This is a genomic window from Phycisphaerae bacterium (genome assembly GCA_017999985.1).
Taxonomy (GTDB): Bacteria; Planctomycetota; Phycisphaerae; order UBA1845; family Fen-1342; genus JAGNKU01.
Genome location: JAGNKU010000003.1, coordinates 123,578 through 148,443, shown reverse-complemented (window position 1 = coordinate 148,443; position 24,866 = coordinate 123,578). Strand labels below are relative to the sequence as shown.

At 66.8% G+C, this 24,866-nt stretch carries 21 protein-coding genes; 10 read left to right on the top strand and 11 right to left on the bottom strand.

Annotated features, from left to right (window positions below):
- Positions 1-23 precede the first annotated feature (23 nt).
- Positions 24-500 (bottom strand): hypothetical protein, encoded by a 477-nt coding sequence (locus KA383_05815; protein ID MBP7745630.1) that lies wholly within the window; start codon positions 498-500, stop codon positions 24-26.
- 198 nt (positions 501-698) lie between these two features.
- On the opposite strand from KA383_05815, the gene KA383_05810 reads away from it, so the two are divergent.
- The 3 genes from KA383_05810 (at position 699) to tpx (ending at position 2,622) form a co-directional block, all read left to right on the top strand.
- The gene (locus tag KA383_05810; protein MBP7745629.1) at positions 699-1,286 is read left to right on the top strand and encodes a sulfotransferase domain-containing protein; all 588 of its coding nucleotides are present in this window, start codon (positions 699-701) and stop codon (positions 1,284-1,286) included.
- Positions 1,287-1,396: 110 nt separating this feature from the next.
- Positions 1,397-2,011 carry a superoxide dismutase gene (locus tag KA383_05805; protein ID MBP7745628.1) on the top strand — a complete coding sequence of 205 codons (615 nt, stop codon included), beginning with the start codon at positions 1,397-1,399 and terminating at the stop codon, positions 2,009-2,011.
- 95 nt (positions 2,012-2,106) lie between these two features.
- On the top strand, positions 2,107-2,622 hold the full coding sequence (gene tpx / locus KA383_05800) for a thiol peroxidase (protein MBP7745627.1): 516 nt from the start codon (positions 2,107-2,109) through the stop codon (positions 2,620-2,622).
- Positions 2,623-2,688: 66 nt separating this feature from the next.
- On the opposite strand, the gene KA383_05795 is transcribed toward tpx, so the two are convergent.
- From KA383_05795 to KA383_05775, 5 genes are all read right to left on the bottom strand, one after another.
- A complete protein-coding gene (locus KA383_05795; protein ID MBP7745626.1) occupies positions 2,689-4,110 on the bottom strand; it encodes a hypothetical protein in 1,422 nt (473 codons plus the stop codon).
- Positions 4,111-4,276: 166 nt separating this feature from the next.
- Positions 4,277-4,663, bottom strand: coding sequence for a ribosome silencing factor (gene rsfS / locus KA383_05790; protein MBP7745625.1), 387 nt, complete (start codon positions 4,661-4,663; stop codon positions 4,277-4,279).
- A gap of 198 nt (positions 4,664-4,861) precedes the next feature.
- Positions 4,862-7,669 carry a sodium-translocating pyrophosphatase gene (locus KA383_05785; protein MBP7745624.1) on the bottom strand — a complete coding sequence of 936 codons (2,808 nt, stop codon included), beginning with the start codon at positions 7,667-7,669 and terminating at the stop codon, positions 4,862-4,864.
- Positions 7,670-7,883: 214 nt separating this feature from the next.
- Positions 7,884-8,075: a 30S ribosomal protein S21 gene (gene rpsU, locus KA383_05780; protein ID MBP7745623.1), complete on the bottom strand. Its 192-nt coding sequence runs from the start codon at positions 8,073-8,075 to the stop codon at positions 7,884-7,886.
- Positions 8,076-8,388: 313 nt separating this feature from the next.
- Positions 8,389-9,588, bottom strand: a complete 1,200-nt coding sequence (locus KA383_05775; protein MBP7745622.1) for a TlpA family protein disulfide reductase — start codon at positions 9,586-9,588, stop codon at positions 8,389-8,391.
- 386 nt (positions 9,589-9,974) lie between these two features.
- On the opposite strand from KA383_05775, the gene KA383_05770 reads away from it, so the two are divergent.
- From KA383_05770 to KA383_05760, 3 genes are all read left to right on the top strand, one after another.
- On the top strand, positions 9,975-10,931 hold the full coding sequence (locus KA383_05770; GenBank protein ID MBP7745621.1) for an alpha/beta fold hydrolase: 957 nt from the start codon (positions 9,975-9,977) through the stop codon (positions 10,929-10,931).
- Positions 10,932-11,013: 82 nt separating this feature from the next.
- Positions 11,014-12,690, top strand: a complete 1,677-nt coding sequence (locus tag KA383_05765) for a GH3 auxin-responsive promoter family protein (GenBank protein ID MBP7745620.1) — start codon at positions 11,014-11,016, stop codon at positions 12,688-12,690.
- 472 nt (positions 12,691-13,162) lie between these two features.
- Positions 13,163-13,927 (top strand): sigma-70 family RNA polymerase sigma factor, encoded by a 765-nt coding sequence (locus KA383_05760; protein MBP7745619.1) that lies wholly within the window; start codon positions 13,163-13,165, stop codon positions 13,925-13,927.
- A gap of 84 nt (positions 13,928-14,011) precedes the next feature.
- Here the strand turns inward: KA383_05760 and KA383_05755 are convergent, their stop codons facing one another.
- A complete protein-coding gene (locus KA383_05755) occupies positions 14,012-14,620 on the bottom strand; it encodes a tyrosine-protein phosphatase (protein MBP7745618.1) in 609 nt (202 codons plus the stop codon).
- A 122-nt stretch (positions 14,621-14,742) separates the two neighbouring features.
- On the opposite strand from KA383_05755, the gene KA383_05750 reads away from it, so the two are divergent.
- Positions 14,743-15,591: a sulfite exporter TauE/SafE family protein gene (locus KA383_05750; GenBank protein MBP7745617.1), complete on the top strand. Its 849-nt coding sequence runs from the start codon at positions 14,743-14,745 to the stop codon at positions 15,589-15,591.
- A gap of 153 nt (positions 15,592-15,744) precedes the next feature.
- Here KA383_05750 and KA383_05745 read toward each other — a convergent pair whose 3' ends face one another.
- Positions 15,745-15,999, bottom strand: coding sequence for a hypothetical protein (locus tag KA383_05745; protein ID MBP7745616.1), 255 nt, complete (start codon positions 15,997-15,999; stop codon positions 15,745-15,747).
- Between the two features lie 976 nt (positions 16,000-16,975).
- On the opposite strand from KA383_05745, the gene KA383_05740 reads away from it, so the two are divergent.
- On the top strand, positions 16,976-18,751 hold the full coding sequence (locus KA383_05740) for a 30S ribosomal protein S1 (GenBank protein ID MBP7745615.1): 1,776 nt from the start codon (positions 16,976-16,978) through the stop codon (positions 18,749-18,751).
- A 91-nt stretch (positions 18,752-18,842) separates the two neighbouring features.
- On the opposite strand, the gene KA383_05735 is transcribed toward KA383_05740, so the two are convergent.
- The 3 genes from KA383_05735 to KA383_05725 all read right to left on the bottom strand — a co-directional run bounded on the left by KA383_05735 (position 18,843) and on the right by KA383_05725 (position 21,856).
- Positions 18,843-19,364, bottom strand: coding sequence for a type II secretion system protein (locus KA383_05735; GenBank protein MBP7745614.1), 522 nt, complete (start codon positions 19,362-19,364; stop codon positions 18,843-18,845).
- Between the two features lie 23 nt (positions 19,365-19,387).
- Positions 19,388-20,677 carry an HD-GYP domain-containing protein gene (locus KA383_05730; GenBank protein MBP7745613.1) on the bottom strand — a complete coding sequence of 430 codons (1,290 nt, stop codon included), beginning with the start codon at positions 20,675-20,677 and terminating at the stop codon, positions 19,388-19,390.
- A gap of 249 nt (positions 20,678-20,926) precedes the next feature.
- Positions 20,927-21,856: an SDR family oxidoreductase gene (locus KA383_05725; GenBank protein MBP7745612.1), complete on the bottom strand. Its 930-nt coding sequence runs from the start codon at positions 21,854-21,856 to the stop codon at positions 20,927-20,929.
- Positions 21,857-22,083: 227 nt separating this feature from the next.
- Between KA383_05725 and KA383_05720 the strand changes: the two genes are divergently transcribed.
- Together KA383_05720 and amrS are read left to right on the top strand one after the other, a co-directional pair.
- A complete protein-coding gene (locus KA383_05720; GenBank protein ID MBP7745611.1) occupies positions 22,084-23,400 on the top strand; it encodes a UDP-glucose/GDP-mannose dehydrogenase family protein in 1,317 nt (438 codons plus the stop codon).
- Between the two features lie 47 nt (positions 23,401-23,447).
- Positions 23,448-24,575, top strand: coding sequence for an AmmeMemoRadiSam system radical SAM enzyme (gene amrS, locus KA383_05715; GenBank protein MBP7745610.1), 1,128 nt, complete (start codon positions 23,448-23,450; stop codon positions 24,573-24,575).
- The last annotated feature ends 291 nt before the right edge of the window (positions 24,576-24,866 follow it).

Here is a 24,866-nt window from a genome sequence, read left to right as displayed (position 1 = left end):
TGGGCAGCCGCCCTGCCGCGCGGCTACTTCTGCGGCGGCCGCGCGTAGAGGCCCTTTTCGCAGGCCGCCACGAAGCACTCGGCCTGCGACTTCAGTTTCTCCCACGACTGCCGGATCGTGCCCGCCTCGTCGGCTGTGATGAGCCCGTCGTTCCGGATACTGCGGCTGATGTCCGAGAGCAATTCACCGAAGTCCTGCACGACGCGCTGGGTGGTGCCCAGAAGTTGCTCTTCGCGCTCGCCGGGCGGCAGGCGCGGGTTCAGCACGAAGAAGCCGTCGGCGGCGTTGCAGATCCAGTTGATCAGACGGGCATCGCGCGTCACCTCGAAAAGCATCTTGAGGCGGTCGAGCGGGTTGCGCGCCCCCGACGCGTCCGGATCGTGGGTCGGCGGTTCCTGGCACCACTTGTAGACCAGCGCCGTGCTCAGTCCCAATCGGGCCGCCACGGCTTTCACGCCCGCCTGCTCCGTCGCGTCCCGCAACAGTTCCCACGATTCCATGCCACACCCTGCCTTCACAGCGCCGATTTGCGGCCGGCGGCGTCGACATGCACCACGCGGGCCCATTTTCAGGCCCGGCCGGGCAGGCGTCAACCGACACGCAGCGCCGCCCGCTCGCGCTTGCATGAGCATGCGCGGGCCCTAGAATGGGCGTACTCGCGAAGGATTCCCCTGTGAGGCGCGGAGTAGATGCCAGCTATGACAGTCACCAATCCCGACCTGGTCACGATCGTGTCCGGCCTGCCCCGGTCCGGAACCTCCATGATGATGCGGATGCTCGAGGCCGCCGGCATCCCCGCGCTCGTTGACAACATCCGCGCCGCCGATGAAGACAATCCGCGCGGCTACTACGAGTTCGAGCCCGTCAAGAAGACCAAGGAAGACCCCTCCTGGCTCAAGCAGGCCGGCGGCAAGGTCGTCAAGATGGTCTACCGCCTGCTGTATGACCTGCCGCCCGATCGCACGTACTACGTCGTGTTCATGCAGCGCCACCTGCACGAAGTGATCAAGTCACAGGACGTGATGCTGAGCCGCCGCGGGCGCGAGGGCGGCGACCTGCCCAAAGAGAAGCTGATCGAGCTGTTCAAGAAGCAGCTCAGCGAGTTCGAAGCCTGGGTCGCCCGGCAGCCCAACTTCCGCATCCTCTACGTCAACTACAACGAAATGCTGAAAGACCCGCAGCCGCCGGTGAAAGCGATCAACGAATTCCTCGGCGGGCGGCTGGATACGACGGCGATGTGCAAAGTCGTTGAGCCCGGCCTTTACCGGCAGCGCGCCGAGTCGTAGCCGGCGGCCGGTCAGCGACGCAATTCAACTTTGGGGGCCTGCCGCGCGGCTTGGCCGCGAGCGGCCACGGACATCAGGGAACGGCACGACCGGTCACCAGGAGACACACCATGGCTTACGAAACTCCCCCGCTGCCCTATGCGTACGACGCCCTTGCGCCGCACATTGACGCGCGGACGTTTGAGTTCCACCACGACAAGCATCACGTCGCGTACACCACCAACTTGAACAAGGCGCTCGAAAAACACCCCGCCATCGCCGCCAAGCCGATCGAGCAGGTGCTGCGCGAGATCGAGCAGGTGCCCGCGGACATCCGCCCGGCGGTCATCAACAACGGCGGCGGGCATTATCACCACACGTTCTTCTGGAACATCATGGGCCCCGGCAAGGGCGGCCAGCCCAAGGGTCCGCTCGCCGATGACCTGAAAAAGACGTTCGGCGGCTTCGACGCGTTCAAGGAGCAGTTCACCAAGGCGGCCATGGGCCGGTTCGCCAGCGGCTGGGCGTGGCTCTGCCGGACCCCCGACGGCAAACTGCACATCTGCGACACCATGAACCAGGACTCGCCACTCTCCCAGGGTCACACCCCGCTGCTGACGATCGACGTGTGGGAACACGCCTACTACCTGCAGTATCAGAATCGTCGCGCCGACTGGATCAGCGCGTGGTGGAACATCGTGAACTGGGACGCGGTCGCGGACTTGTACGCCGCCGCTCGGCGTTAGCCCGGACCGCCAGCCAGGGAGGCGCCAGCGGGGCGAAGCAACGTGGCTGCGAGCGCCAGCACGGCATTGGAGCCAACGGGGGCACGGAGAATCGCATGACCGAGCGAAAAGGTGTCATTACATTTCAGGGCAATCCGCTGACACTCGTCGGGCCCGCGCTGAAGGTGGGCAGCGAGGCACCGCATTTCACGTTGACCGCCAATGATCTCTCAGACCTGCGGTGCGCGGCATACCACGGCAAGATCCTCGTACTCAGCGTGGTTCCCAGCCTGGACACGCCGGTCTGCGCCACGCAGACGCGGACGTTCAACCAGCGCGCCACACAGCTCGGCCAGGATGTGACCGTGCTCACGGTCAGCATGGACCTGCCGTTCGCGCAAAAGCGCTTCTGCGGCGCGGAAGGCATCGAGCGCGTCGTGACGGCCAGCGACTACAAGCACCGCGCGTTTGGCGCGGCGTTCGGCGTGCTCATCAAGGAACTCGGCCTGCTGGCGCGGGCCGTATTCGTGCTCGATCGCCAGGGCCAGGTGGTCCACGCTGAATACGTGCCGGAAGTCACCCACGAACCAAATTACGACGCGGCGCTGGCGGCCGTGAAAGCGACGTCATAGCGGCAACCGGGCCCGGATGGCCGGACCGGCGCGGCGATGAGACGGCCGCGACGCGGACGCGCCGCGCTACTCGGCCATCGTCCAGATCTGCAGGCCGTCGTCGATGTTCGCGATGCCGATGTACAGCGTGTCGCCCGTGGACACCATGTTGCGCACGCCGTAGTTGCGCGGATTACCGAGCCCATCCCGGAAAACCTCGTGCCAGGATACGCCGTCGTCGGAGGCGTACAGGCGCGCGCCGTTGCGCGTCAGGTAGTCGAACTGGCCACTCTCGAGGAAACCGGAAAACGGCGACGGGCCGAAGAACAGCGGGACGCCCACGCGCTCATTCAGCGTCGCCTGAATCCGCCCCCAATAGCGGTCCGTCACCGGCACAAAGCTGGTCGCGTTCCACGTGCCGCAGTACAGCTTCCCGTGGTGCTCCTCCAGGCACCACAAGTAGGCGTTGTGCAAGTGCCCGAACCCCGACGGCACCCCGCCCACGGACCCCGGCCCAACCACGACCTCCACGTGGTCCAGCGCGTCGATGCGCAGCATGTCGGCCGCCCGCAACAGCGGGTCGAACCCATCGTAGTTCAGATTCATGAAGATGAGCGCCGTCACGTACAGGCGTTCCTGAAAAACACGCATCTCCCCCACCGCCTGCTGCGAACGCGACGTCCCGCCGTTGGCAACGATCCGGACCGGGTCTGCCTGTCCGTCCGGGCCTGCGAGCTTCCAGACCTCAAACCCCTGGTTGCGATTGATCGTACCCGCGTATAGCCAGCCGCTGAACGACGCCAACGCGAAGACGCCGGCATTGTCCGCCGTCCCGAATCCGTCGGTCATCACCGGCCACACGGTCCGGCCGTCGGTGGCGTGAATCTCCCCGGCCACCTGCGGCTCGAGGTACTCATGAGTCACCGCGATATACAGAATGTCACTGTGGACGGCCAGCGCGCGAATCGACCCTTCCGTCGCGTTCGACCACACCGCTTCCCAAGTGCCCGGATCACCGGTGCGACTCCGCCAGAGCGTGGGCCGGGTCCCGAACGTGCCGGCGTACAGGTACGTCTCGCCCGTCGATGGCACGCGATAGGGGAGCAGCGCCCGCACGCCGGTCGTCTGCCACGGCGGCCCGCTCTCCACAGCGCGAAAGTCGAGCACGCGTTCCCAGTCCTGCGTCCCATTGTCCGCCTGGTACCGTCGAATCTCGGGTGGGCGCCAGAACGACTCGGTGGGCCACCCGAAAATGCGCCCCAGGATGCCATCCATGACCGCGTTGCCGGTCCCGACGTAGATGTGCCCGACTTCGCGGCCGTCAGGCTTGAAGTACGTCATCTCCCACGGATAGTCGTTCCGATCCGCCGCGTTGTCCGCGGATTCGAAGCCAGGCTCGCTGATGGCCGTGAAACCGGCGGGCGCATCGAACGGAGCCGGGGCCCCGCAGCCAGACATCCAGGTGTACGGAACAAGCACCACCAGAAACGGGGCGAATCTCTTCCACATGGTCTGCCTCTTGGATCTGGCGCTCGATCGCGCGTTCGGAATGGCGGAACGCTAAGGCAGGTTGTGCCCACTGGCAAGGCGCTGACGCGCGACAGCCCGGCGGCACGCGGAATTGACTGGTTCCACGAAGGCTGCCCCCGGTTCGCCCGCGGACTCCGGCCGCGGCCTACACCGCCGCGGTCCCCCCGACCGCATCCCTCGAGGGCTGCCAGTCCACGCGCGGTGCATCTCCCCAAAGCCCGTCCAGGTCGTAGTATTCGCGGTGCTCGGCGTCGAACAGGTGGACTACCACGTCGACGTAGTCCGCCAGCAGCCAGCTCGCGTCACGGCTGTCGCCGATGTTGAAGTGCCGCCGCCCGACCGTGGCGGCGTGCTCGCGGACGTGGTCCAGGACGGCGTGCATCTGTCGGCCCGACGTACCCGTCCCGATCACGAAGTAATCGGCCAGATTGCTCAACCCGCGCAGGTCGAGCACGCAGATGTTCTCAGTCTTCTGCTCCGCGGCGATCCGCGCGGTCATCACCGCGAACGCGCGCGCGTCCTCACTGCTCACATCAGCCGCGTTCGCACGGCGGCCCGCGGGCCGCGAGTCGGACTCACTCATGGATCGCATTGTAGACGCTGGGACTGACCCCGGCCAAGACGGCACGCCACGCACACCCCCAACTCCGCGGGACCGAGCTCCGGTCTGTCAGGGCAGACCGGAGGTCGATCCCCCGGGGCTTCCGCAGCCGCGTTCGCGTTCCGGTCGCTAGCCACCCAGGCCCAGCCAGGCCGTGATCAGCGGCGCGTACTTGACGATCAGACCGGCGAACACGACCGAGACCATGCTCATCAGCTTGATTAAAATGTTCAGGCTCGGGCCGGACGTATCCTTGAACGGATCGCCGACCGTGTCGCCGACGACGCCGGCCTTGTGATCGTCGGAACCCTTGCCGTAGACGATCTTGTCCGGGTGGCCGCCGTTCGTGGCCAGTTGCGCGCGCGCCTTGATGTCCGCCCGAATCGCCTGCGGAATGCGTTCCAGCACCGCCGCATCCTCCAGGCACTGCCGCGCGGTGATCTTGCCGAACGTCTCGATCAGCTTCTTGGCGTTGTCCCACGCCCCGCCCGCGTTCGCCATGAAGATCGCCACCGCGAACCCGGCCGTCAGACCGCCGGCCAGCAGGCCCATCACACCCGGCACGTCGAAGACCAACCCGACCAGCACGGGCACGATGATGGCCATCAGCGACGGGATCACCATCTCGCGCTGCGCGCCGCGTGTCGAGATCGCGACGGCCTTCGCATAGTCGGGCACCTTCGCGCCCTGGAACTCGATCTGCTGTCGCGGCCAGTTGTCCGGGTCGTTGACGTAGGCTTCGTCCTTGCCCTGGCCGCGCAGGTACGCCCGCACTTTCTCGAACTGGACGCGGCACTCCTTCATCATCCGGTACGCCGCGCGGCCGACCGCCTGCATCGTCATCGCGCAGAACACGAACACCAGCAGCACGCCGCAGAACAGCCCGCACAACGTCTTCGGGTTCATCAGCGTCACGTCATAGAACGCCATGTACTGCGCCATTGACGACCGCCGCGCGTTCACCAGCCGCAGCGTGTGCGCCCCGAGCGTCGCCAGCCGGACGTTCTCCTCGTTCGGCTCGCTGATGCTGGTCAGCTTCGTCCCCAGCGTCAGCTCGGCAGGCGGCGGACTCGGCTCGATGAGCATCAGGCAGCCGAAATCCGAGTCGGTGTTGCCCGCGCCGATCCGCTGCGCGAACTTGCCATGCCCGTAGTAGATCGCCTCGCTCGGTTGCGCCTCCTGAACCACGTTCATGATCTCGGCCCGCGCCTCACGGATCTGGCCAATGCGAACTTCCTCGACATACGCCGCCAGCAGCGCCAGCGCAGTGAGTGCCGCCGACCCGATCGCGAAGCCCTTGCCCGTCGCCGCCGTCGTATTGCCCAGCGAGTCCAGGGCGTCCGTCCGGTGCCGCACATACGGCTCCTGGCCGGTCATTTCCGCGTTGCCGCCCGCGTTGTCGGCAATCGGCCCGTACGCGTCGGTCGCCAGCGTGATGCCCAGTGTCGCCAGCATGCCTACCGCGGAGATGCCCACGCCGTAGAGGCCCAGCAGGAACTCCTGCGACCCGCCCGCCGCCACGAACGCCACCAGGATCGCGATCACGGTCGTCGTCACGGCCGCCCACGCGCTCTTCATGCCCGTCGCGATGCCAGCGATGATCACGGTCGCCGGCCCCGTGACCGCCTGCTCGGCGATCCGCTTCGTCGGCGAGAACTCGTAGCTCGTGTAGTACTCGGTGGCATACCCGATAACGTTGCCCGCCACGAGCCCCGCCAGGATCGCCACCCAGATGCCCACGAAGCTGACTCCGCTGATCCCCGAGAACAGCAGCCAGCAGATGATGAACGCTGCCACGGCGATCAGCGCGCTGCTGCCATAGATGCCGACACGCAGGGCCTTGAGCAGTTGCCCCATCGTCGCGTCTTCCTTGGTCCGCACCATGTAGATGCCGACGACGGACAGGACGATCCCGATGCCCGCCAGGACCATCGGCGCCGCGATCATCTTCAGTGCCGGCACCAGCCCCGGACCGCCTTCGGATCCGTAGATGGCGCTGATCGCCGCGACACCCAGGGCCGCCGTCGCCAGGATCGACCCGCAGTACGACTCGTACAGGTCCGCGCCCATGCCCGCGACGTCGCCGACGTTGTCGCCCACGTTATCCGCGATCGTCGCCGGGTTGCGCGGGTCGTCCTCGGGAATGCCCGCCTCGACCTTGCCCACCAGGTCAGCGCCCACGTCGGCCGCCTTCGTGTAGATGCCGCCGCCGACACGCGCAAACAGCGCCTGCGAACTCGCGCCCATGCCGAACGTCAGCATCACGACCGTGATGTCATTGAGCGTCATGTTCTGCGTGAACTCGAACGGCAGAATGCCCGAGTACAGCAGCAGGAACCACGCGCAAATGTCGATCAGCCCGAACCCCACCACCACGAGCCCCATCACCGCACCGCTGCGGAATGCCACCACGAGCCCGTCGTTCAGCGACTTCCGCGCGCCGGCCGCCGTGCGGTGCGACGCCCGCGTCGCCGTGTTCATACCCAGCCAGCCGCACAAACCGCTGAAGAAACCGCCCGTCAGGAACGCGGCAAACACGATCTTGTGCTGCACTTCGAGCGACCACCCCATCCAGAACAGCAGCGCCGAAACCACGATGAAGAAAATCGCCACGACCTTGTACTGCTGCTTCAGGTACGCCAGCGCCCCCTCGCGCACGTAGCCCGACACGCGGCGCATGTTCTCGTCGCCTTCGTCGGCCGCGATCATCGACTTGTAGAAGATGCGCGCATAAACCAGCGCCAGCACCGCGCCCAGCGGCGCGATCCACCACACCCACGGCAGGTCGGCCAGCGAGTGTCCCCCGGCGCTCGCCGTCGTCGTCGCGGCCGCCGGCGCGCTCTGCGCCAGCGCCGCGCCCGGTAGTGCCACCCCCACCAACAGGACCATCAGAGTCCACGCGAGCACGGCACGATGCGGTCGAAACAATGCGTCCACGGAGCGTTCTCCTCGAACAGCGCGTGCGGTTGTACTAAAACCAGCGACATACCTGCCCCCGCGCGCCCGACTCGCGCGCCGCATCAGGCCGGCGGGGCAAAAATGCAACCCGGAATATACCCCCGTGGCACCACCCGCGACAAGTCGCCGACCCCCACGCCGGCCCGGCCGCAACGGGTCAGCGGCCGGCGTGCACCCCCGCGTCGCGCCGCGGCTAGAACAGCAGCGCGTCCTTCTGGATGCGCTTCATCGACTTGCGGGTCTTGCGCCGGCGACGTTCGGACGGCTTCTCGTAGTAACTGGTGCGCTTGATGTCGCGCGTCAGGCCTTCCTTTTCGCACAACTTCTTGAAACGCCGCACCATCTGCTCGACCGACTCGCTACCGCGCACCTTCACCCGGATCATGCACACCAAACCTTTCCTGGCGGCCGCCGCCGTCCAACGAGCTGTCCTACCGCGCGCCCGAACCGTCACAGGCGCCGTGAATCATCCAGTATAGCCGCCGGTCGCACCCCCGCAAGCCCGGACCGGACCCGTAACCCCGCATCCGCCGGAACCCGCCCTTGCCATCCGACGCCGGGCGGCCCCAGGTCTGCTACGACCCGGCCGGCTGGCGACAGAACTCGCTTCGTCGAGACGTCGGGAACCGCTCGCCCAGCCTCTAACGCTTTCGGTCTGGTCGCCGACGGAAGCTGGTGCCCTATTATCAGACAGCGGCCTACTTCTTCGCCCCGCCCCCCAAAGCCTGCTCGATCAGCGCCTCGATCTGTCGCTCCACGTCCGGCGAAACACCCGAAAACGCCAGCAGGATCTTGCCGTCCATCCCGATCAAGTAAAAGGTCGGAATCCCGGTTACCTTGTACGCCTGCGCGACGTCATTGGCGTTCAACAGCACCGGGTACGTGTACCCGCTCTGCTTGAGGAAACCCGCCGGATCCACCTGCGGGCTGCGCTCCCAGCAGTTCACCGCGAAAATCGCCACCGGCTTGTCCTTGTACCGCTCATGCAGGCGCTGGAGTGCCGGCATCGCCTGGCGGCACGGCCCGCACCAGGTCGCCCAGAAGTCGAGCAGCACGACCTTTCCGCGCAGCTTCCCCAGCGAGACCTCCTGACCGTCGGCGCTCCGCAGCGTCCAGCCCGGCGCCTCGCTCCCCACCGGCAGCAGCCCGCGGCCCCCCCCGCCCGGACCTGGCATCATCCGCCCGGTCAGGGGCTCGTTGAACCCCTCCGGCTTGGCGACGTGGAACAGGCTCTCCTGGATCTGCGGCTGCGTGTCCAGTGTCGTCAGCGACGTGGTGATTGTGGTTTTTCCCGCCGGCGTCTGCACGACCCGCTGCACGCGCCGCGGCAGATGATCGGTCTTCCCGAAGTACCAGCGCACCTCGTCGCCGCCGCGCGATAGCACGGCGTGCACCACATCGCACTCGACGTCGCCCACCTTCTCGCTGCCCGTCAGCTCCAGCGATGCGGCCCCGGCTTCCCGCGCGAACGGCTGCGCGGCCCCGAATTCGCGGATCAGCAGCGGCGACACGTTGTTCAGCAGCAGGCTGCCCTCCGGCAATGCCCGGTCGAAGTACACCCGGTTCGTGTGGTCCACCAAGGTCACTTGCTTACCGTCATTCGCGACCTGGAAGGTCATCGGCTTGGGCGCGTTGAACGGCCGCACCTCCGCGTCCAGTCGCAGCTTCGGCATGGCCGCCCCCGCGACCGGCACCAGCGTGACCGTTCCTTCGACCGTCGGCACGCGCGTGCTCAGGATCCCCTCAGCTTCGCCGCGCCCCGTGTACCGGATCGCCTTCAGCGCGTGCATCGCGGCTTCCGCCTGCTGCAGCACCGTGCGCGCGTCGGCGGAGTCCGCCCGCAACGCCGGGACCAGCCCGCTCACCACCAGAACGATCAGGCACACTGTTGCTCGCATGTTCCTCTCCTCCCGCTCGCGCGGTCGAGACACACCCGCCGCGAGTAACGCGGGACACCGCCTATCATCGGAAAACGCCCGCGCCATGGCAAGCGCAGGGCAGCGCCCCGGCCAAGGCCCCGCGCACGGTCCGGCACGCCGGGGCGCCGGTGAACCACGGACGGCGGTGGACTTGCCGGCCGTGGACAGCGTATCTGGGCCGCGATAATATGCGACCTCACTCTGCTGCCGGCGGCGCGGTCGGCGGCGTTGCTGGTTCGTTGTGAGACGTCGATTTGCTGTCCCTCCTCGCCTGGTCGGCCCTGGACGCCCTCGCCCGCAATTGGGCGCTGGTCCTGATCGTTTCGACCATCGTCACGCTGATCATTGTGCCGGCCATGGTCCTCATGAAGTACGTGCGCATTTCCCTCAATATTATGCGCACCACGAAGCCCCCGCTTTCGCGCACTCCCCTCGACTTCGACCGCCTGACGGGCGAGCCGATTCTCTTCCCGGCCTACGATGGCTTGCCGCTCCAAGGCATGATCATCCGCGCCAATCCGGCGGTCCCGCGCCGCGGACTCGTCGTGTTCGCGCACGAGTTCTGCGCGGACATGTACTCCTGTGCCCGGTACTGCCGCCCGCTCCAGGAAACCGGCTACGACATCCTCACGTTCGACTTCCGTGGTCACGGGCTATCCGAATGCCCACCCGACTACACGCCCCGCCAGTGGGTCACCGACCGCGATCTCGACGACATGCGCGGCGCGGCCGCCTACGCCGAGCACTGGCTTGAGGCCCACGGCTACCCGGTCGAGTTCGGCGTGTTTGGCATCTCGCGCGGCGCGTGCGCCGCCATCCTCGTCGCGCTCGAGTATCCCAGCATTCGCGTCATCGTCGCCGATGGCGCCTTCAGCACCGACAGCACCATCGAATACTTCATGCGCCGCTGGGCCTACATCTTCGCCAAGGTCCGCGTGGTCTACGAAAACCACCCGCCCGCTTTCTGGCGCTTCCTGCGCTGGTCGATGTTCCACTTTGCACGCCGCGAGTTCAAATGCCGCTTCCCCTCCGTGCGCAAGGCCATCAAGCGCCTTGCGCCCCGCCCGATGCTCTTCATCCACGGCGAAAAGGACTCGTACCTCCCCGTCGAACAGAGCCGGCGGCTGTACGCGCTCGCGCCACAGCCCAAGGCCCTCTGGATCGCCCCCGGCGCCCGCCATAACCAGGCGGTCGTGCACCACCCCGAATTCTACCGGCGACTGACCACCGGTTTCTTCGACCGCCACCTCGCGGGTCTCACGCCGCAACCGCCAACGCCTCTCATGGCCGCCGCCCCCGCCGCCGCGACCGTCACCGACTGATCAGGCCGCGCGCCGGCCGTCGGCCACGTTACAATGCCGCCCGCCAAGCAGTGCTCGTCGTAATTCTCTCAGCGAAGTTGCCATGCCGACCCTGCTGGAACATATCGCGGCCCGCCTGGCCATGCTGCACGCCCGCCGCGTGTTGGCACGGTTTCAGCGGACCCTTGACAACGTTGACACTGCCCAGCAGCAAGCACTCATGCGTGTTCTCCGCCTCGTGACGAACAGCGACTTCGGTCGCCGGTACGGCTTGGCCGCCGTCCGCTCGCTCGCGGACCTCCGTCGCGCTGTCCCGCTCGCGACCTACGAAGACTATCGCCCCACCATCGACCGCCTCTGTGACGGCGACACCCAGGCCCTCTTCAGCCCCGGCACGCCCATCCTCATGTTCGCCACCAGCAGCGGCACGATGGCCCTGCCGAAGCGTATCCCCGTGACACCCGACTTCGTCGCCGACTACCGTCGCGGCTGGAACACGTTCGGCATCAAGATGCTCGCGGACCACCCCGACGCCGTGTTGCGCGCTATCCTACAGTCCTCCGGGCGCCACGACGCCGAGACAACCTCTGCCGGCATCCCCTGCGGCGCGATCACCGGCCTGCTCGCCTTGGCGCAGAAGCGCATCGTGCGACGCTTCTATGTAGGCCGCCCCGAAATCAGCCACGTGCCGGACGCCCGCGCTCGCTATTACACCCTCATGCGGCTCGGCGTCGTCCGCGATGTCGCCTTCGCCATCACCGCGAACCCCGCGACGCTCATCCAGATGGCCCGCACCACCGACGAACTCAGCGAGACGCTAATCCGCGACGTCCACGACGGCACGGTCGCCCCCGAACTTGTGAGCGACGCTACCCTCCGCCGCACACTGTCCACCGGCCTGCGCCCCAACCCGCGACGTGCCGCCGAATTGACCCGGCTGCGCCGCCAACACGGTACCCTCAGGCCCCGCGACTACTGGCGGTTGTCCTTCGTCGCCTGCTGGACCGGCGGAAGCCTCGGCCATTACCTCGGGCGCCTCGCCGAGTGGTGGGGACCCGTTCCCGTCCGTGACGTCGGCCTCCTCGCCAGCGAAGGACGCGTCAGCATCCCGTTCGACGACAATACCCCCATCGGCGTGCTCGATGTCACCGCGGGCGTCTTCGAGTTCATCCCCCTCGCGGATGCCGACGCCGCTCATCCGCCTACGCTCCAATTCAAGGAGTTGGAGGTCGGCCGTGACTACGTGGTGGTCCTCACCAACACGTCCGGCCTGGTCCGCTATCGCCTCGACGACGTGGTCCGCGTCCACGGCCACCTCGGCGCGGCCCCGCTCGTCGAGTTCCTGCACCGCGCCGGGCGCGTCGCGTCGGTCGCCGGCGAGAAGCTCACGGAGAATCAACTGGTCGCCGCCGTCCAGGCAACCTGCCGGCGACTCGCGCTCCCGGAGTTCGACTTCGTGGCCGCCCCGTGCTGGGCCGATCCACCTTACTACCGCGTGAGCGCTACGCACGCCGAACACCCGGCACTCGCAGCCACCCTCGACGCCGAATTGGCGCTCCAGAACGAAGAGTACGACTCACGGCGCAAGTCCAACCGACTCGGCCCCCTGCGGGTCCGAAGCGTGTCCCTCACGAGCCTGACAACGATGGACGCCCGCCTGGCCGCGGCGCGTCGCTCAACGACCGAGCAGTACAAGCGTCCCTGCCTGTTCCCAGCCCCCGGTCAGGACGACCGCGCCCTCGACCTCGCCCAGGCTCCCGACGCCGCAACGGCATCCTAATGTTCATTATGTAATTCATCCCATGTTAACTTTGTTTCCATGAATCAACGATAATCGCATTGAACAGCCGCCGACAGGCTGTCAACGCGTTCACGCTTGCGCAAGTCCGGCTGCACTGGCTGTAATACGTTATTATAAATGATCTTATCGCACATACCCGCCGAAGTTCGGCGGAATACCGTCACTGGCAAGGTGTTTGAAGCGATTCTTCGCTCACATTTTCTGATGCAACCTAAATTAACAGATACAATCAACTTACACGAAAATCGAAAAAAATGTTAAAATGGGAAACCTCGCGTTCCCACTTACATGTGATTTTGGGTTAAGATTTACGTAACCTCAGTTCGATAACAGTCGCGTTGCCCATGAGGAGAAGGCGCCAGAGTCGGGTAGAGGCCACCCAATCCCATCAGCCCATCCTGGCTCGGCAGAGGTTCGCGCATCACCCAATGCATGAGGAGCCTCGGGAAACATGAAGACCAAGCAGGACACGGTCGCAACCCTCTGGAAAAACTTCCGCCGCACCCAATCCGTCGACGCCCGCAATCGCCTCGTCGAACACTATGTCCCGCTCGTGCACAAGCTCGCCGAGATCCTCGCCCGGCGCCTCTGGCCGCGCGTCTCCGCCGATGAACTCGCCAGCGCGGGCTATGACGGCCTCATCGCGGCGGTCACGTCGTTTGACCCGGGTCGGGGCGTCAAGTTCGAAACCTACTGTCGCCAGCGCATCGTCGGCGCCATCCGCGACTGGCAGCGCGAGATCGACCCCCTCGGCCGCTCCGGGCGTAACTTTGAGCGCTCCATGAACTCGGCCGAGGAACGCTTCCAGGCCGAGTCCGGACGCCTGCCCACCACGGTCGAACTCGCCCGCCGCATGAACATGCCCGTCTCGAAATTCATCCGCATGCGCAAGAGTGTCGCCGCCTCGCACAATGTGCCCCTGGACTGCGGCGGCGACCGCAACGACGACAGCCGCATGAGCGCGCTCGTACCGGTCGATCCCTGCCCCGGGCCCGCACACCACACCGAGCGCGAGCTGATCCGCGAGTATGTCACCCGCGGCCTCAAGGAGCAGGACCGCCTCATCCTTACGCTCTACTACTACGAGAAGCTGACGATGGCCGCCATCGGCGCCGTGCTCGGCGTGAGCGAGTCCCGCGTTTGCCAGCGGCACGCTGACATTGTTGATCAACTGCGGTCGCGGTTCGCCAATGCGGCCTGCGACCTGGTTGCCTGATAGGCCCCGAGCCTCTACCTCCCTCCTCCTCCTCCAGGGGACTCGTGCTTCGGCACGGGCCCCCTGTTGTTTGGTGCCCCGCGGCTAATCCGCATCCCCCACGGCATCAGACGCTTCTGGCCCGCGATCAGCGGCCGGCTGCGTGCTGGCCGCCTCCGCCACGAGCGCCGCCCGCAGCTCTTCGTGTTTCGGCTCGTTCTCGAAATCACTCGCCAACAGCTCGGCCATCACCTTCTCCAGCGGCCAATGCTGCGCGTGCAGTCGGTACATCCCCACCGCCAGCCCGGTGCGATTCACCCCCGCCGCACAGTGCACCAGCGTCGGCGGCGCATTCGGATCCAGCAGCAACTGCCGAATCCGATCCCGCTCCGCCGGCGTACTCGCACCATCGCCCGGCAACGAGACGTTTTCCCACACGACGCCCAGCCGTTGGGCCGCCTCCCGCTCCGCCGCCGTCACCCGCGCTTCGGAGTTCAGAAGACACACGACCCGCCCGATCCCATAGTCGCGCTGCAGCCGCTCCAGTTGGCTCGGCGAAACCTCCCCGCTGCGATAGAGGCGCCCCTCGACCACGGGCGCGAACCGCTTCGGCAGGCGATTCGCGTAGCACGCGGCCCCGACGCCGACCGCGGCCGCGCACACCGCGAGCGCCAGCACCGTCACGACCACTCGCCGTTTGCGACTTCGCACCATCAGCAGGCCCTGCTCGAGCTCCGCCCGAGTATAGTCCCGTCCCTCCGTGATTCTACCGCGCCAGCCGTTTGCACCGCACGCCGGCCCAGCTAGGATTCCCGCGACCGGCATGAGGACCCCGCGTGCTGCTCGCCGCCGTCAGCCTGACACAAATCCTCGAGCTGCTCGGCATCGGCGCGCTCGCCGGCGTGCTGGGTGGCATGCTCGGCATCGGCGGTGGCATCGTCATGATCCCCGCCATGGTCTTTATCCTCGGGCAAGCTGAGACCTACGGCCCCAACTACTTCCACGCCTACAAGCTCGCCGCCATTACGACCTCGATCATCCTGTCGCTACCCGCGGCCATCCGGCACAGCCGCGCTAAGGCCGTTGTCTACGCCATGCTGCCCGGGATGGTGCCGCTGGCGCTCGTCGGCGTGCTCGCCGGCGTGCTCACGGCGAGCTATCTCACGGGCGCGAGCACGAACACGCTCCGCCGGATCTTCGGCGTGTTCCTCGAATTCGTCGTCGTCGTCACCGCGTTCCAGGAATGGCGCTCGCTCAAGGGCGAGCCGCACCTGTGTGACGCGTGCCCCATGCCGCGCCGGCGGGCGCTGCTCGGGACCATCGTCGGCCTGCCCGCCGGCATCATCGCGGGGCTGCTCGGCGTCGGCGGCGGCATCTGGGCTGTGCCCGCGCAGAGCCTGCTCTTCGGCGTCCGGCTGCGTAACGCGATCGCGAACTCCACGGTGATGATCATTGGCGTGGCAGCGCTGACATCGCTGAGTCTGACAACATTCATCGCGCGCCTGCCGGCCGACCCGAAGATGAGTGCAGCGACGGGCTGGTGGCTGGCCCTCTGGCTGGCCCCCGGTGCGATCCTGGGCGGCTGGTGCGGCGCCGGCCTGACGCACCGCCTCCCCGTCCGCTGGCTGCGCTATACGTTTCTCGTATTGCTGGCCATCACCGGCTATCGCCTGATCACCGGCTGATTCAGCCGGCGCCCCTCCGTCCGAGCCGCGAACGGCAGTGAGCGAACCTCGAATTCGCCGCAGGCGGTCTCGCAGCAGCAACCCTGCACCGCCGACGAGGCCGGCGGAGCGAGGCCGCAGGTGCGAAATCGGCCGGTCGTGGCCCCCGCCGTCTCACTCAGCGGAATCGCGCGATTCGACGTCGTGTATCGGCCAGTACGATTCGAGGAATGACCACAAATCCTTCTCGCCGACATCGACGGCGTAGCGATACACCTCTTCGACGACGGAGAAGGTTCCTGCCGGACGTTGCATCGCCCGTATCAAGCGTTGGTCGATTTCGATGACGGCACCAGGGGAGACAGCAAAGTGCTTCTTTGTCAGGTCCGGCAGGATGACGACCAAGGTATCCCGGCTCGCGGTGGCCATGACTTCGTAGGGCGTCGCTGTGAACAGCGTCGCGTGTTCCCGTGTCGCATCCGAAATGCCGGGCTAGACACCGGTGACGCGGAGGAGAGCCAAAGCTCCAACATTCAGGTGTTCGTCGCGGAAGAAGTAGGCCCCATGCGAGTCGCGCAGCGCAATATCGCGCACCCAGCCCCCCTTGGTCCACCAGTGGAATAGTCGGCTGTCAGATGGCCGCGACGCGGTGGGCCACTCATAATACTCAGTCTCCCGCGAAGTCGCGTGGAGAAGCAGCAGCACGCCCAGCGCGAACAGCGCGAGCCAACATATCCACCGCAGCAAACTGTACGAAGACAGCACCGATCTCGTTGTCCGAACGTGTCACGTGACTTTGTACGTGCCCACAGTCAACCTCCCGAGCCGCCGGGCATGGTACTCACCAAGAGCGCGCCACGACCGACACGCGGGGACATATGCGCCACGCTGCTGCAGATCGAGGGGCATCATAACACGCCTGCCCACCGACGGCGGTCGAGGACGGCGGCCGCTACCCGCGCTGCGCGGACCCGGCGCTGCCGCTGCGGGTTCTGCGCGGGACGTCGTGGCGATTGTCAGCAAGGCGGGAGCTTCACGGCCCCCGCAGCGACACCCAGCAAAGCTGGAGCTTTGCTCTTCCCAAGGGCGGACGCCCATCTAGCTGAAACGCGACCACTGCCGGCTCCTGCTGGGCCCTTCTGACCGCGGCCGCTTACATTGTCACCTTGTCACCTGCCCACCTTGTTACGCCCTGGCAGGTTCGCAATCGCTCCCGAATGTCGTCCGCGCGCCCTTGCGGCCGCGGCCAACAAGCCGCTATACTGCTTGGCCTGTTCTCAGGTTGCGCCGGATGGCCCGGGGCGAGGGCAGGTGGCTTCCAAGCTGTTCCCCCCACCAACAACGCATCAACGGCGAATCTCGCGGGCGAGTTGCCCACGCGCCGCATGCGGCACAGGACACATTCATGATCGATCCAGCACTGTTCAAAGACATCCAAGTGAGCGACGCCGACCTGGACGCCGAGTTCAGGGCCGCGTTCGGCGAAGACCTCAACCCCGAACTGCTCGAGAAGGCGGTCGGCACGCAATCCGGGGCGGGGCTTGACTTCAACTCCATCCTGAAGGCCCGCGTCGTCGCGCTCAGCGGCAACGAAGCCGTCCTCGACGTCGGCCTGAAGAGCGAAGGCATCGTCGCCCTCGAGGAATGGGACGACGCCTCGCAGGTCAAGGTCGGCGACCAGATCGACGTGCTCGTTGAGGACATCGACGAGACCGGCATGATCATCGTCTCGAAACGCCGGGCCGATCGCATCCTCAACTGGAAGCGCATCGTCGAGACCACGCACGAAGGCGACACCGTCAAGGGCAAGGTCCTCCGCAAGATCAAGGGCGGCCTGCTCGTCGACATCGGCGTGCCCGTCTTCCTGCCCGCCTCGCAGGTCGATATCCGCCGGCCGGCGGACGTCGGCGAGTACATCGGCCATGACATCGAGGCCAAGATCCTCAAGATCGACACCGAGCGGCGCAACATCGTCATCAGCCGCCGCAAGCTGATCGAGGAGGAGCGCGCCAAGGCAAAGGCCAAGCTGCTCGAAGAGGTCGCCGTCGGCCAGTTGCGCAAGGGCGTCGTGAAGAACATTGCCGACTTTGGCGCGTTCGTCGACCTCGGCGGCATCGACGGCCTGCTGCACATCACCGACATGAGCTGGGACCGCATCGAGCACCCGAGCCAGATGCTGAAGGTCGACCAGGAAGTCGAGGTGAAGGTCCTCTCGATCGACCGCGAGCGCGAGAAGATCGCCCTCGGCCTCAAGCAGAAGGAAGAGAACCCGTGGGAAAAGGTCGCCGACCGCTACCCCGTCGGCGCTCGTGTCCGCGGCGAGGTCGTCAACATCATGAACTACGGCGCCTTCGTGAAGCTCGAGCCGGGCATCGAGGGCCTGGTCCACATTTCCGAGATGAGCTGGACTCGCCGGATCAATCACCCGTCCGAGGTCGTCAACGTCAACGACATGATCGACGTCGTCGTCCTTGAGGTGAACAAGGACAAGCAGGAGATCTCGCTCGGCATGAAGCAGACCGAGGTGAACCCCTGGACCACGGTCGCCCAGAAATACCCGACGGGCACGGTCGTCGAGGGCACGGTCCGCAACCTCACCAACTACGGCGCGTTCGTCGAGATCGAGGAAGGCATCGACGGCCTGCTGCACGTGTCCGACATGAGCTGGACCAAGAAGGTCAGCCATCCGTCGGAGGTCGTGAAGAAGGGTGACCGCGTCCGCTGCGTCGTGCTCACCGTCGACCAGGAGAAGATGCGTATCGGCCTCGGCCTGAAGCAGATGACCGAAGACCCCTGGCTGCGGGCCGTCCCCGAGCGCTACCAGCCGGGCATGGTCGTCCGCGGCAAGGTCACGAAGATCACGAACTTCGGCGTCTTCGTCGAGCTCGAGCCGGAACTCGAGGGCCTGCTTCACGTTTCCGAGCTCGCCGACCACAAGGTCGAGAACCCGCAGGACGAGGTGCAGCTCGGCCAGGAAGTCGATGTCAAGATCCTTCGCGTGGACACGATCGAACGCAAGATCGGCCTGTCGAAGAAGCGCGCCGAATGGGCCAGCGAGCCCGAAGAGGCGGGCGGCGACGAAGAGGGTCGGCGGCGCGAGCGCAAGCAGCGCCGCGGCGGCCTGGGCGACGAGATGGGCGAAGGCTTCGGTGGCTTCTTCCACCGGAGCAGCGACGAGTAGCAGCGCTGCTGATCGCCGCCCCAGAAAGACGCAACCTGGGAGATCGACCGACAGTTGGCCTCCCAGGTTTTCTTATGGCCCGCCCCGCGACTCAATAGCCCGCGTAGCTCCGGCCCGCGCTGTCGGTCCCGGCCGCGTTTGGCCCGATCTGTCCCGTTTCGCAGTTGTAAACCCAGCCGGCGTCCGGCGCTTCAGCCGTGAAAGCCGGCAGGTCCGCGCCGCTGATGACGTGCACACCGCCCAGGTGCCCGTCTCCGGCGACGGGGCAAACGGGCACGCCGTCCCGCAGGTACGGCCCGAAGCGGTGCGACGCGTCGCGCGACTCCGCCACGCGCCCGATCTCGTCGGTGAATTGGGTCAACTGGCTGCGGAAGGCCTCCGCCGTGCTGCGCGGCGCGCGCCCGTCGCCATATTGTCCGGGGAACGCGCCATGATCCTGGTAGTAGCGCTCGATGGCAACGCGGAGCACCTGGAGCCGGTCGCGCAGGAGCGCGCTCTCGTCGGGCGCCTGCGCGGCCCCGCTGAACCGCGGGATCGCCAGCGTAGCCACGACGCCCAGCACGACGATGGCCAGGATCAACTCGACGATACTGATGCCTTTCGCGCGCCGCACGACCGATCTCTCCACTCAGAGCCTCAGTGAATGTTCCCACTTGGCGGCGCGAACCGGACGCCGCCGGGCGGCAGCTTCTGCGCCGCGTTGTCTGTTTCCGTCAGATGACTGAAACGCGCCCGGAACTCGCCGGGCTGCTCGCTGCGGTAGCGGCGGAGCGTTTCGATGAACTGCTCCGTCAGCTCCGGATCAGTGGCGCGGCCGGCCCCCGCCAGCAGGACCTGAATCGCCTGCTCGATGCCGTAGCTGCGGCGATACGGGCGGTTGGTCGTCAGTGCATCAAAGATATCCACCACGTGGATGATCCGCGCTGCGAGCGGGATTTCCTCGCCGGCCAGACCCTGCGGGTACCCGGAGCCGTCGTGGTTCTCGTGGTGATAGAGCACGGCTTCCAGCACCGGCGCGAGCTGGGCCACGGGCTTGAGCACCTCGTAGCCCGTGACGGCGTGCTTCTTCATCAGCTCGAATTCGGCCTGCGTGAGGGCGCCGGGCTTGTTGAGAATCTGCTCCGGCACCCCGATCTTGCCGACGTCGTGGAGCAACCCCGCCCACTCCAGGGACTGGAGCTGCGGCTTCGCCAGGCCGAGCGCTTCGCCCACCAGGCGGGCGAACCCGCCGACGCGCTCCGAATGCGTTGAAGTGTAGTTGTCCTTGGCGTCGATGGCGTTGACCAGCGTGCAGACGGTCTCCAGCGCCGTGCGCTGCAGATGGCGCACCGTGTGCAGGTTGCGCAGCACCTGCGTGCCGTAGGCCAGCACGGACGCGGACGCCAGCAAGTCACCGCCGTCGAAGGGCCGCACCGCCGGCGCGCGCAGCGCCACAACCACGCCGACGTCGCGGTCGGCGCGCTGCAGCGTGCCGAGCAGCACGTGAGCGCCGGCCAGGCGCGCCGTCTCCTCCGGTGTCAGGGGCGGGACGCGGGCCTGACGCGTCTCCCGGACGATCTCGATGTGGCTCGCCAGGACGCCACGCACGTGCTCCGGCGGCACGTCCAGGCGCGGGCCAGCGTACTGGTCGAGCTCGATGCGCATACAGCAGCCGGCCCGATCCAGGAAAACGGCCCCGACTTCGAGCATGCTGCCGAAGCGTCGCAGCAGCGCGCTGAGGATGGCGTCCGGGTCGGTCAGGTGCGAAATCTGTTCGTTGATATCGAAGACCAGGTTGAGCTGCTCATGGCAGCGCAGCAGTTCCCGGCCGAGCAGCTCCCGCTCCTCGACCAGGCGGTCCAGATGCAAGGCCAGTTCGGCCAGCGTGGGGCCATCCCGATGGGCCGGCACCGTGCTCCACAGATCAGGTGTGGTCGGGTCGTTCATTGCGTTCTCGCGCAACCCGCACTCGGCCAGCGAGCCCCTGGGCTAGGCCGCGTCGTCGGAGGCGACAATGCGGACGTAGCCCGGCGGACGTGCGTGTCGCTGAACCTGCTATCGCTTCCGGCGCGGCCCGCCTTCGAACTGCGCTACGCGGAACGCCGCCGACCGCGGACGGGTGGGGAATCTTGGACGTTTCGCCCCCCAGCCGTCAGATAATCCGGCTCGAAATGCAGCGGTGGCGCCCCCGGCCAATCAGCGATTTTCCCGGAACCATGCGATCGTGCGGGCAAACCCGGTTTCCCGCGCGATCTGCGGGGCCCAGCCCAGAAGCGTGCGGGCCCGCGTGATGTCCGGGCAACGCAGGCACGGATCATCCACCGGCCGCGGCACGAACTGGAGCTCGCTCCGGCTGCCGGTCAGGCGAATGACCTCCTCGGCCGCAGCTCGGATCGTGATCTCCGCCGGATTGCCGAGGTTGACCGGCTCGCCGACGTCGCTCTCCATTAGGCGGATCAGGCCCTCGACCAGGTCGCTGACGTAGCAGAAGCTGCGGGTCTGGCTGCCGTCGCCGTGGACCGTGAGCGGGGCGCCGCGCAGCGCTTGCTGGATGAAGGTCGGTAGCATCCGTCCGTCATCCGCCCGCATGTTCGGTCCGTACGTATTGAAGATGCGCGGAATCCGCACCGGCGTGCCGTGGCACGCGCTGTACGAGGTCAGGAGGGCTTCTGCAAAGCGCTTGCCCTCGTCATAGCACGCGCGGGGTCCGATCGGGTTGACGTGGCCCCAGTAGCTTTCACGCTGCGGATGCTCCTGCGGGTCGCCGTAGACCTCGCTCGTGCTGGCGTGGAGCAGCCGGGCACCGTGCTGGCGTGCGAACTCGAGCAACATCCACACCCCCCGCGAGCACGTCGCCAGAATGTCCAGGCGCCGCGCGCCGAAGTCCACCGGTGACGCCGGGCACGCCAGGTCGTAGACCCGCTCGCACAGCCCCTCGACACCGAGCGGGTTCACGATATCGTGTTCGTGAAACCGGAAGCGCGGGTGGGCGGCGAGTTGCTCCGCGTTGCGGCGGCTTCCGCTGGCGAAGTTGTCGATGCCAATGACCTCGTGGCCGTCACCCAGCAGGCGCTGGGTCAGGTGAAAGCCGATGAAGCCCGCACAGCCGGCCACGACGATCCGCATGACAAACTCCGCAGAGATACCCTGTTGCGCGGCCACACCGCGTCCGCGGCCGACCGCTGTCGCCGGCGATTATACACTGGAAGGGCCGCGCAGCTCGCAACCGGACGCCCCTGCCACGGACGGCGACGGGAACGGTCGCCCGGCTCCCAGGCACACGCGAACACGATGCGGCGGGACCGTGGTCCGCCGCAACCCGGAACCTGGCCCTTGCGCAAAGGAACGGAAGCATGCAGATTGCCGTCATCGGTAGCGGATACGTCGGGCTGGTCACGGCCGCCTGCCTGGCCGAGACCGGCAACCACGTCGTCGGCGTCGACAATGACGCGCAGAAGGTCCGGCGGCTCCAGGCCGGGCAGTGCCCGTTCTTCGAGCCTGGCCTCGAAGAGGTCCTGCGCGGCAACCTGCAGGCCGGCCGGCTCCGCTTCACGACCGATCTGCCACAGGCCGTCGGCGGCGTCCGCGTGGTTTTCCTGGCCGTCGGCACGCCGCCGCAACAGGATGGTTCCGCCGACCTGACTGCCATCGAGACGGTCGCCACCGCCGTGGCCCAGGCGCTGACCGGCCCGGCGATCATCGTGACCAAGAGCACGGTGCCCGTGGGCACCGGCGCGCGCATCGAGGCCCTGTTCAGGGCCAACACGCGCCACCACTGCCCCGTGGTCAGCAATCCCGAATTCCTGAAGGAGGGCTCCGCGGTCACCGACTTCATCCGGCCCGACCGCGTCGTGATCGGCGCCGATGATCCGGCCGCCGGCGACGAACTCGCCGAGCTGCATGCCCCGTTCGTCCGCAACAACAAGCCGATTCTGCGGATGAGCCGCGCTGCCGCCGAGCTGGCCAAGTACGCCGCCAATGCCTACCTCGCGACGCGCATCAGCTTCATCAACGAGATCGCCGAGATCTGCGAACGGCTGAATGTCGATGTCAACGAGGTCCGCCTCGGGATGGGCTCCGACGCACGCATCGGGCACCACTTCCTGTACCCCGGCCTCGGCTACGGCGGAAGCTGCTTCCCGAAAGACGTGCAGGCGCTGTCCAATTTCGGCCGAGCGGCGGGCGCGAACTGCCAGTTGCTCGACGCCGTGCACCGCCGCAACCTGGCGCAGCGCGAGAACATGCTGCGGCGGATCCGGCAGCGCTTCGGCGAGAACCTGCGTGGGCGCAAGTTCGCGATCTGGGGCCTGGCCTTCAAGCCCCAGACCGACGACGTGCGCGAGGCGCCGGCGCTGACGATCATCGCCGGTCTGCTCGACGCCGGCGCAAGCGTGGCGGTGCACGACCCCCGTGCGTTGGAGTCGACGCGCGCCGTGTTCGGCGACCGCATCACTTACTGCACGGATCCCTATGCCGTGCTGCCCGCAGCGGACGCGCTCCTCATCCTCACCGAATGGATGGAATTCCGCAGCCCGGATTTCCCGCGTATCCGTGCGGCCCTGAAGCAGCCGCTCATTTTCGACGGCCGCAACGTCTTCGCGCCGGCGACCATGGCGCGCTACAATTTCGAGTACTACAGCGTCGGCCGGCCGCCGGTCAATCCGACGTAGACGCAACCCGGGGAAACGACAACCCGGCGCGCCGCGGGAGAGAACCGATGCCCGAACTCACGCCGCGCGTCATCTCGCTCAAGAAGCTGCTCGCTGAGCACACGGCCCCCGGCGAACCCGCCCTGGTGAAAACCGAAGATGGCGGCGCTGTGCGCTGCTATGCCTGCGCCCATCGCTGCAAGGTGCTGCCCGGCCGCGACGGTGTCTGCCGCGTGCGCTTCAACCGCGATGGCGTGTTGCGTGTACCGTTCGGCTACGTCGCCGGCCTGGCCGTCGATCCGATCGAGAAGAAGCCCTTCTTCCACGCGTTTCCCGGGCGCGAGGCGCTGTCGTTCGGCATGCTCGGCTGCGACCTGCACTGCTCATACTGCCAGAACTGGGTCACGAGCCAGATGTTGCGCGACACGCAGGCGGTCGCCGAGCCGAGTTTCGTAGAGCCAGAGCGCATCGCGCAGCTCGCCGTGGAGCACAACTGCCCGGTCCTGACCAGCACGTACAACGAACCGCTGATCACGACGGAATGGGCCGTCGCGGTGTTCAAGGCCGGCCAGCCACACGGCTTGCTTGGCTCGTACGTCTCCAACGGGAACGCCACGCCGGAGGTGCTCGAGTATCTCCGCCCGTACGTCAAGCTGTTCAAAGTGGACCTCAAGTCGTTCCGCGATCAGAGCTATCGCCAGCTCGGCGGCGTGCTCGAAAACGTGCTCAACACCATCCGGCGGCTGAAGGAAATGGACTACTGGGTCGAGGTCGTCACGCTCGTCGTGCCGGGCTTCAACGACTCGGACGAGGAACTGCGCGACATCGCAACGTTCCTGGTTGGCGTGTCGCCGGATATTCCGTGGCACGTGACGGCGTTCCACCCGGACTACAAGATGACCGGTCCGCCCCGCACGTCGGCGGACACGCTGTTGCGTGCGTACGAGATCGGGCGCAAAGCGGGGCTGAACTTCGTCTATCCCGGTAATCTCCCGGGCCACGTGGGCGACCTCGAGCACACGCACTGTCCGGGCTGCAACGCGACGCTGATCGAGCGCGACGGGTTCTACGTGCGGAACATCCGCCTCCGCGATGGGCACTGCCCGGAGTGCGACCGCGTCATCCCCGGCGTCTGGGAGAGCAACGCCCCCGAGTTCTCCACCGGGGCGGGGCACCCCCGCCGCGTGCGCACCTGACAACGTAACAAAGGAGGCAGGTAACAAGGTGACAGTGGGGGCCGCTATGCACGCCGGGGCCTGCAGCCCAACCGGAGCGGTGCAGGCCGATCGGGGCCGCGCGGCCGGATCGGAGCCCGAAGCGCAAGCGAGGGCCCCACCCAGCGCGATCCGCGCCGCGAACGGCAGTGAGCAACCCACCAGCGCACTACCCGGCGTTGCACCGCTCGTCGCGTCGGCCTCCATCACCGCCGAGCCCTCTGACTCGAGGGTATTCCACGTTCCGTACATTTCCGTGATGCCCGTGCGGGA

Excerpts from the sequence above, each read along its gene's own strand:
- KA383_05815 (MBP7745630.1), bottom strand. The coding sequence starts at position 500 with ATGGAATCGTGGGAACTGTTGCGGGACGCGACGGAGCAGGCGGGCGTG.
- KA383_05810 (MBP7745629.1), top strand. The coding sequence starts at position 699 with ATGACAGTCACCAATCCCGACCTGGTCACGATCGTGTCCGGCCTGCCC.
- KA383_05805 (MBP7745628.1), top strand. The coding sequence starts at position 1,397 with ATGGCTTACGAAACTCCCCCGCTGCCCTATGCGTACGACGCCCTTGCG.
- tpx (MBP7745627.1), top strand. The coding sequence starts at position 2,107 with ATGACCGAGCGAAAAGGTGTCATTACATTTCAGGGCAATCCGCTGACA.
- KA383_05795 (MBP7745626.1), bottom strand. The coding sequence starts at position 4,110 with ATGTGGAAGAGATTCGCCCCGTTTCTGGTGGTGCTTGTTCCGTACACC.
- rpsU (MBP7745623.1), bottom strand. The coding sequence starts at position 8,075 with ATGATCCGGGTGAAGGTGCGCGGTAGCGAGTCGGTCGAGCAGATGGTG.
- KA383_05775 (MBP7745622.1), bottom strand. The coding sequence starts at position 9,588 with ATGCGAGCAACAGTGTGCCTGATCGTTCTGGTGGTGAGCGGGCTGGTC.
- KA383_05770 (MBP7745621.1), top strand. The coding sequence starts at position 9,975 with ATGAAGTACGTGCGCATTTCCCTCAATATTATGCGCACCACGAAGCCC.
- KA383_05765 (MBP7745620.1), top strand. The coding sequence starts at position 11,014 with ATGCCGACCCTGCTGGAACATATCGCGGCCCGCCTGGCCATGCTGCAC.
- KA383_05760 (MBP7745619.1), top strand. The coding sequence starts at position 13,163 with ATGAAGACCAAGCAGGACACGGTCGCAACCCTCTGGAAAAACTTCCGC.
- KA383_05755 (MBP7745618.1), bottom strand. The coding sequence starts at position 14,620 with ATGGTGCGAAGTCGCAAACGGCGAGTGGTCGTGACGGTGCTGGCGCTC.
- KA383_05745 (MBP7745616.1), bottom strand. The coding sequence starts at position 15,999 with ATGGCCACCGCGAGCCGGGATACCTTGGTCGTCATCCTGCCGGACCTG.
- KA383_05740 (MBP7745615.1), top strand. The coding sequence starts at position 16,976 with ATGATCGATCCAGCACTGTTCAAAGACATCCAAGTGAGCGACGCCGAC.
- KA383_05730 (MBP7745613.1), bottom strand. The coding sequence starts at position 20,677 with ATGAACGACCCGACCACACCTGATCTGTGGAGCACGGTGCCGGCCCAT.
- KA383_05725 (MBP7745612.1), bottom strand. The coding sequence starts at position 21,856 with ATGCGGATCGTCGTGGCCGGCTGTGCGGGCTTCATCGGCTTTCACCTG.
- KA383_05720 (MBP7745611.1), top strand. The coding sequence starts at position 22,084 with ATGCAGATTGCCGTCATCGGTAGCGGATACGTCGGGCTGGTCACGGCC.
- amrS (MBP7745610.1), top strand. The coding sequence starts at position 23,448 with ATGCCCGAACTCACGCCGCGCGTCATCTCGCTCAAGAAGCTGCTCGCT.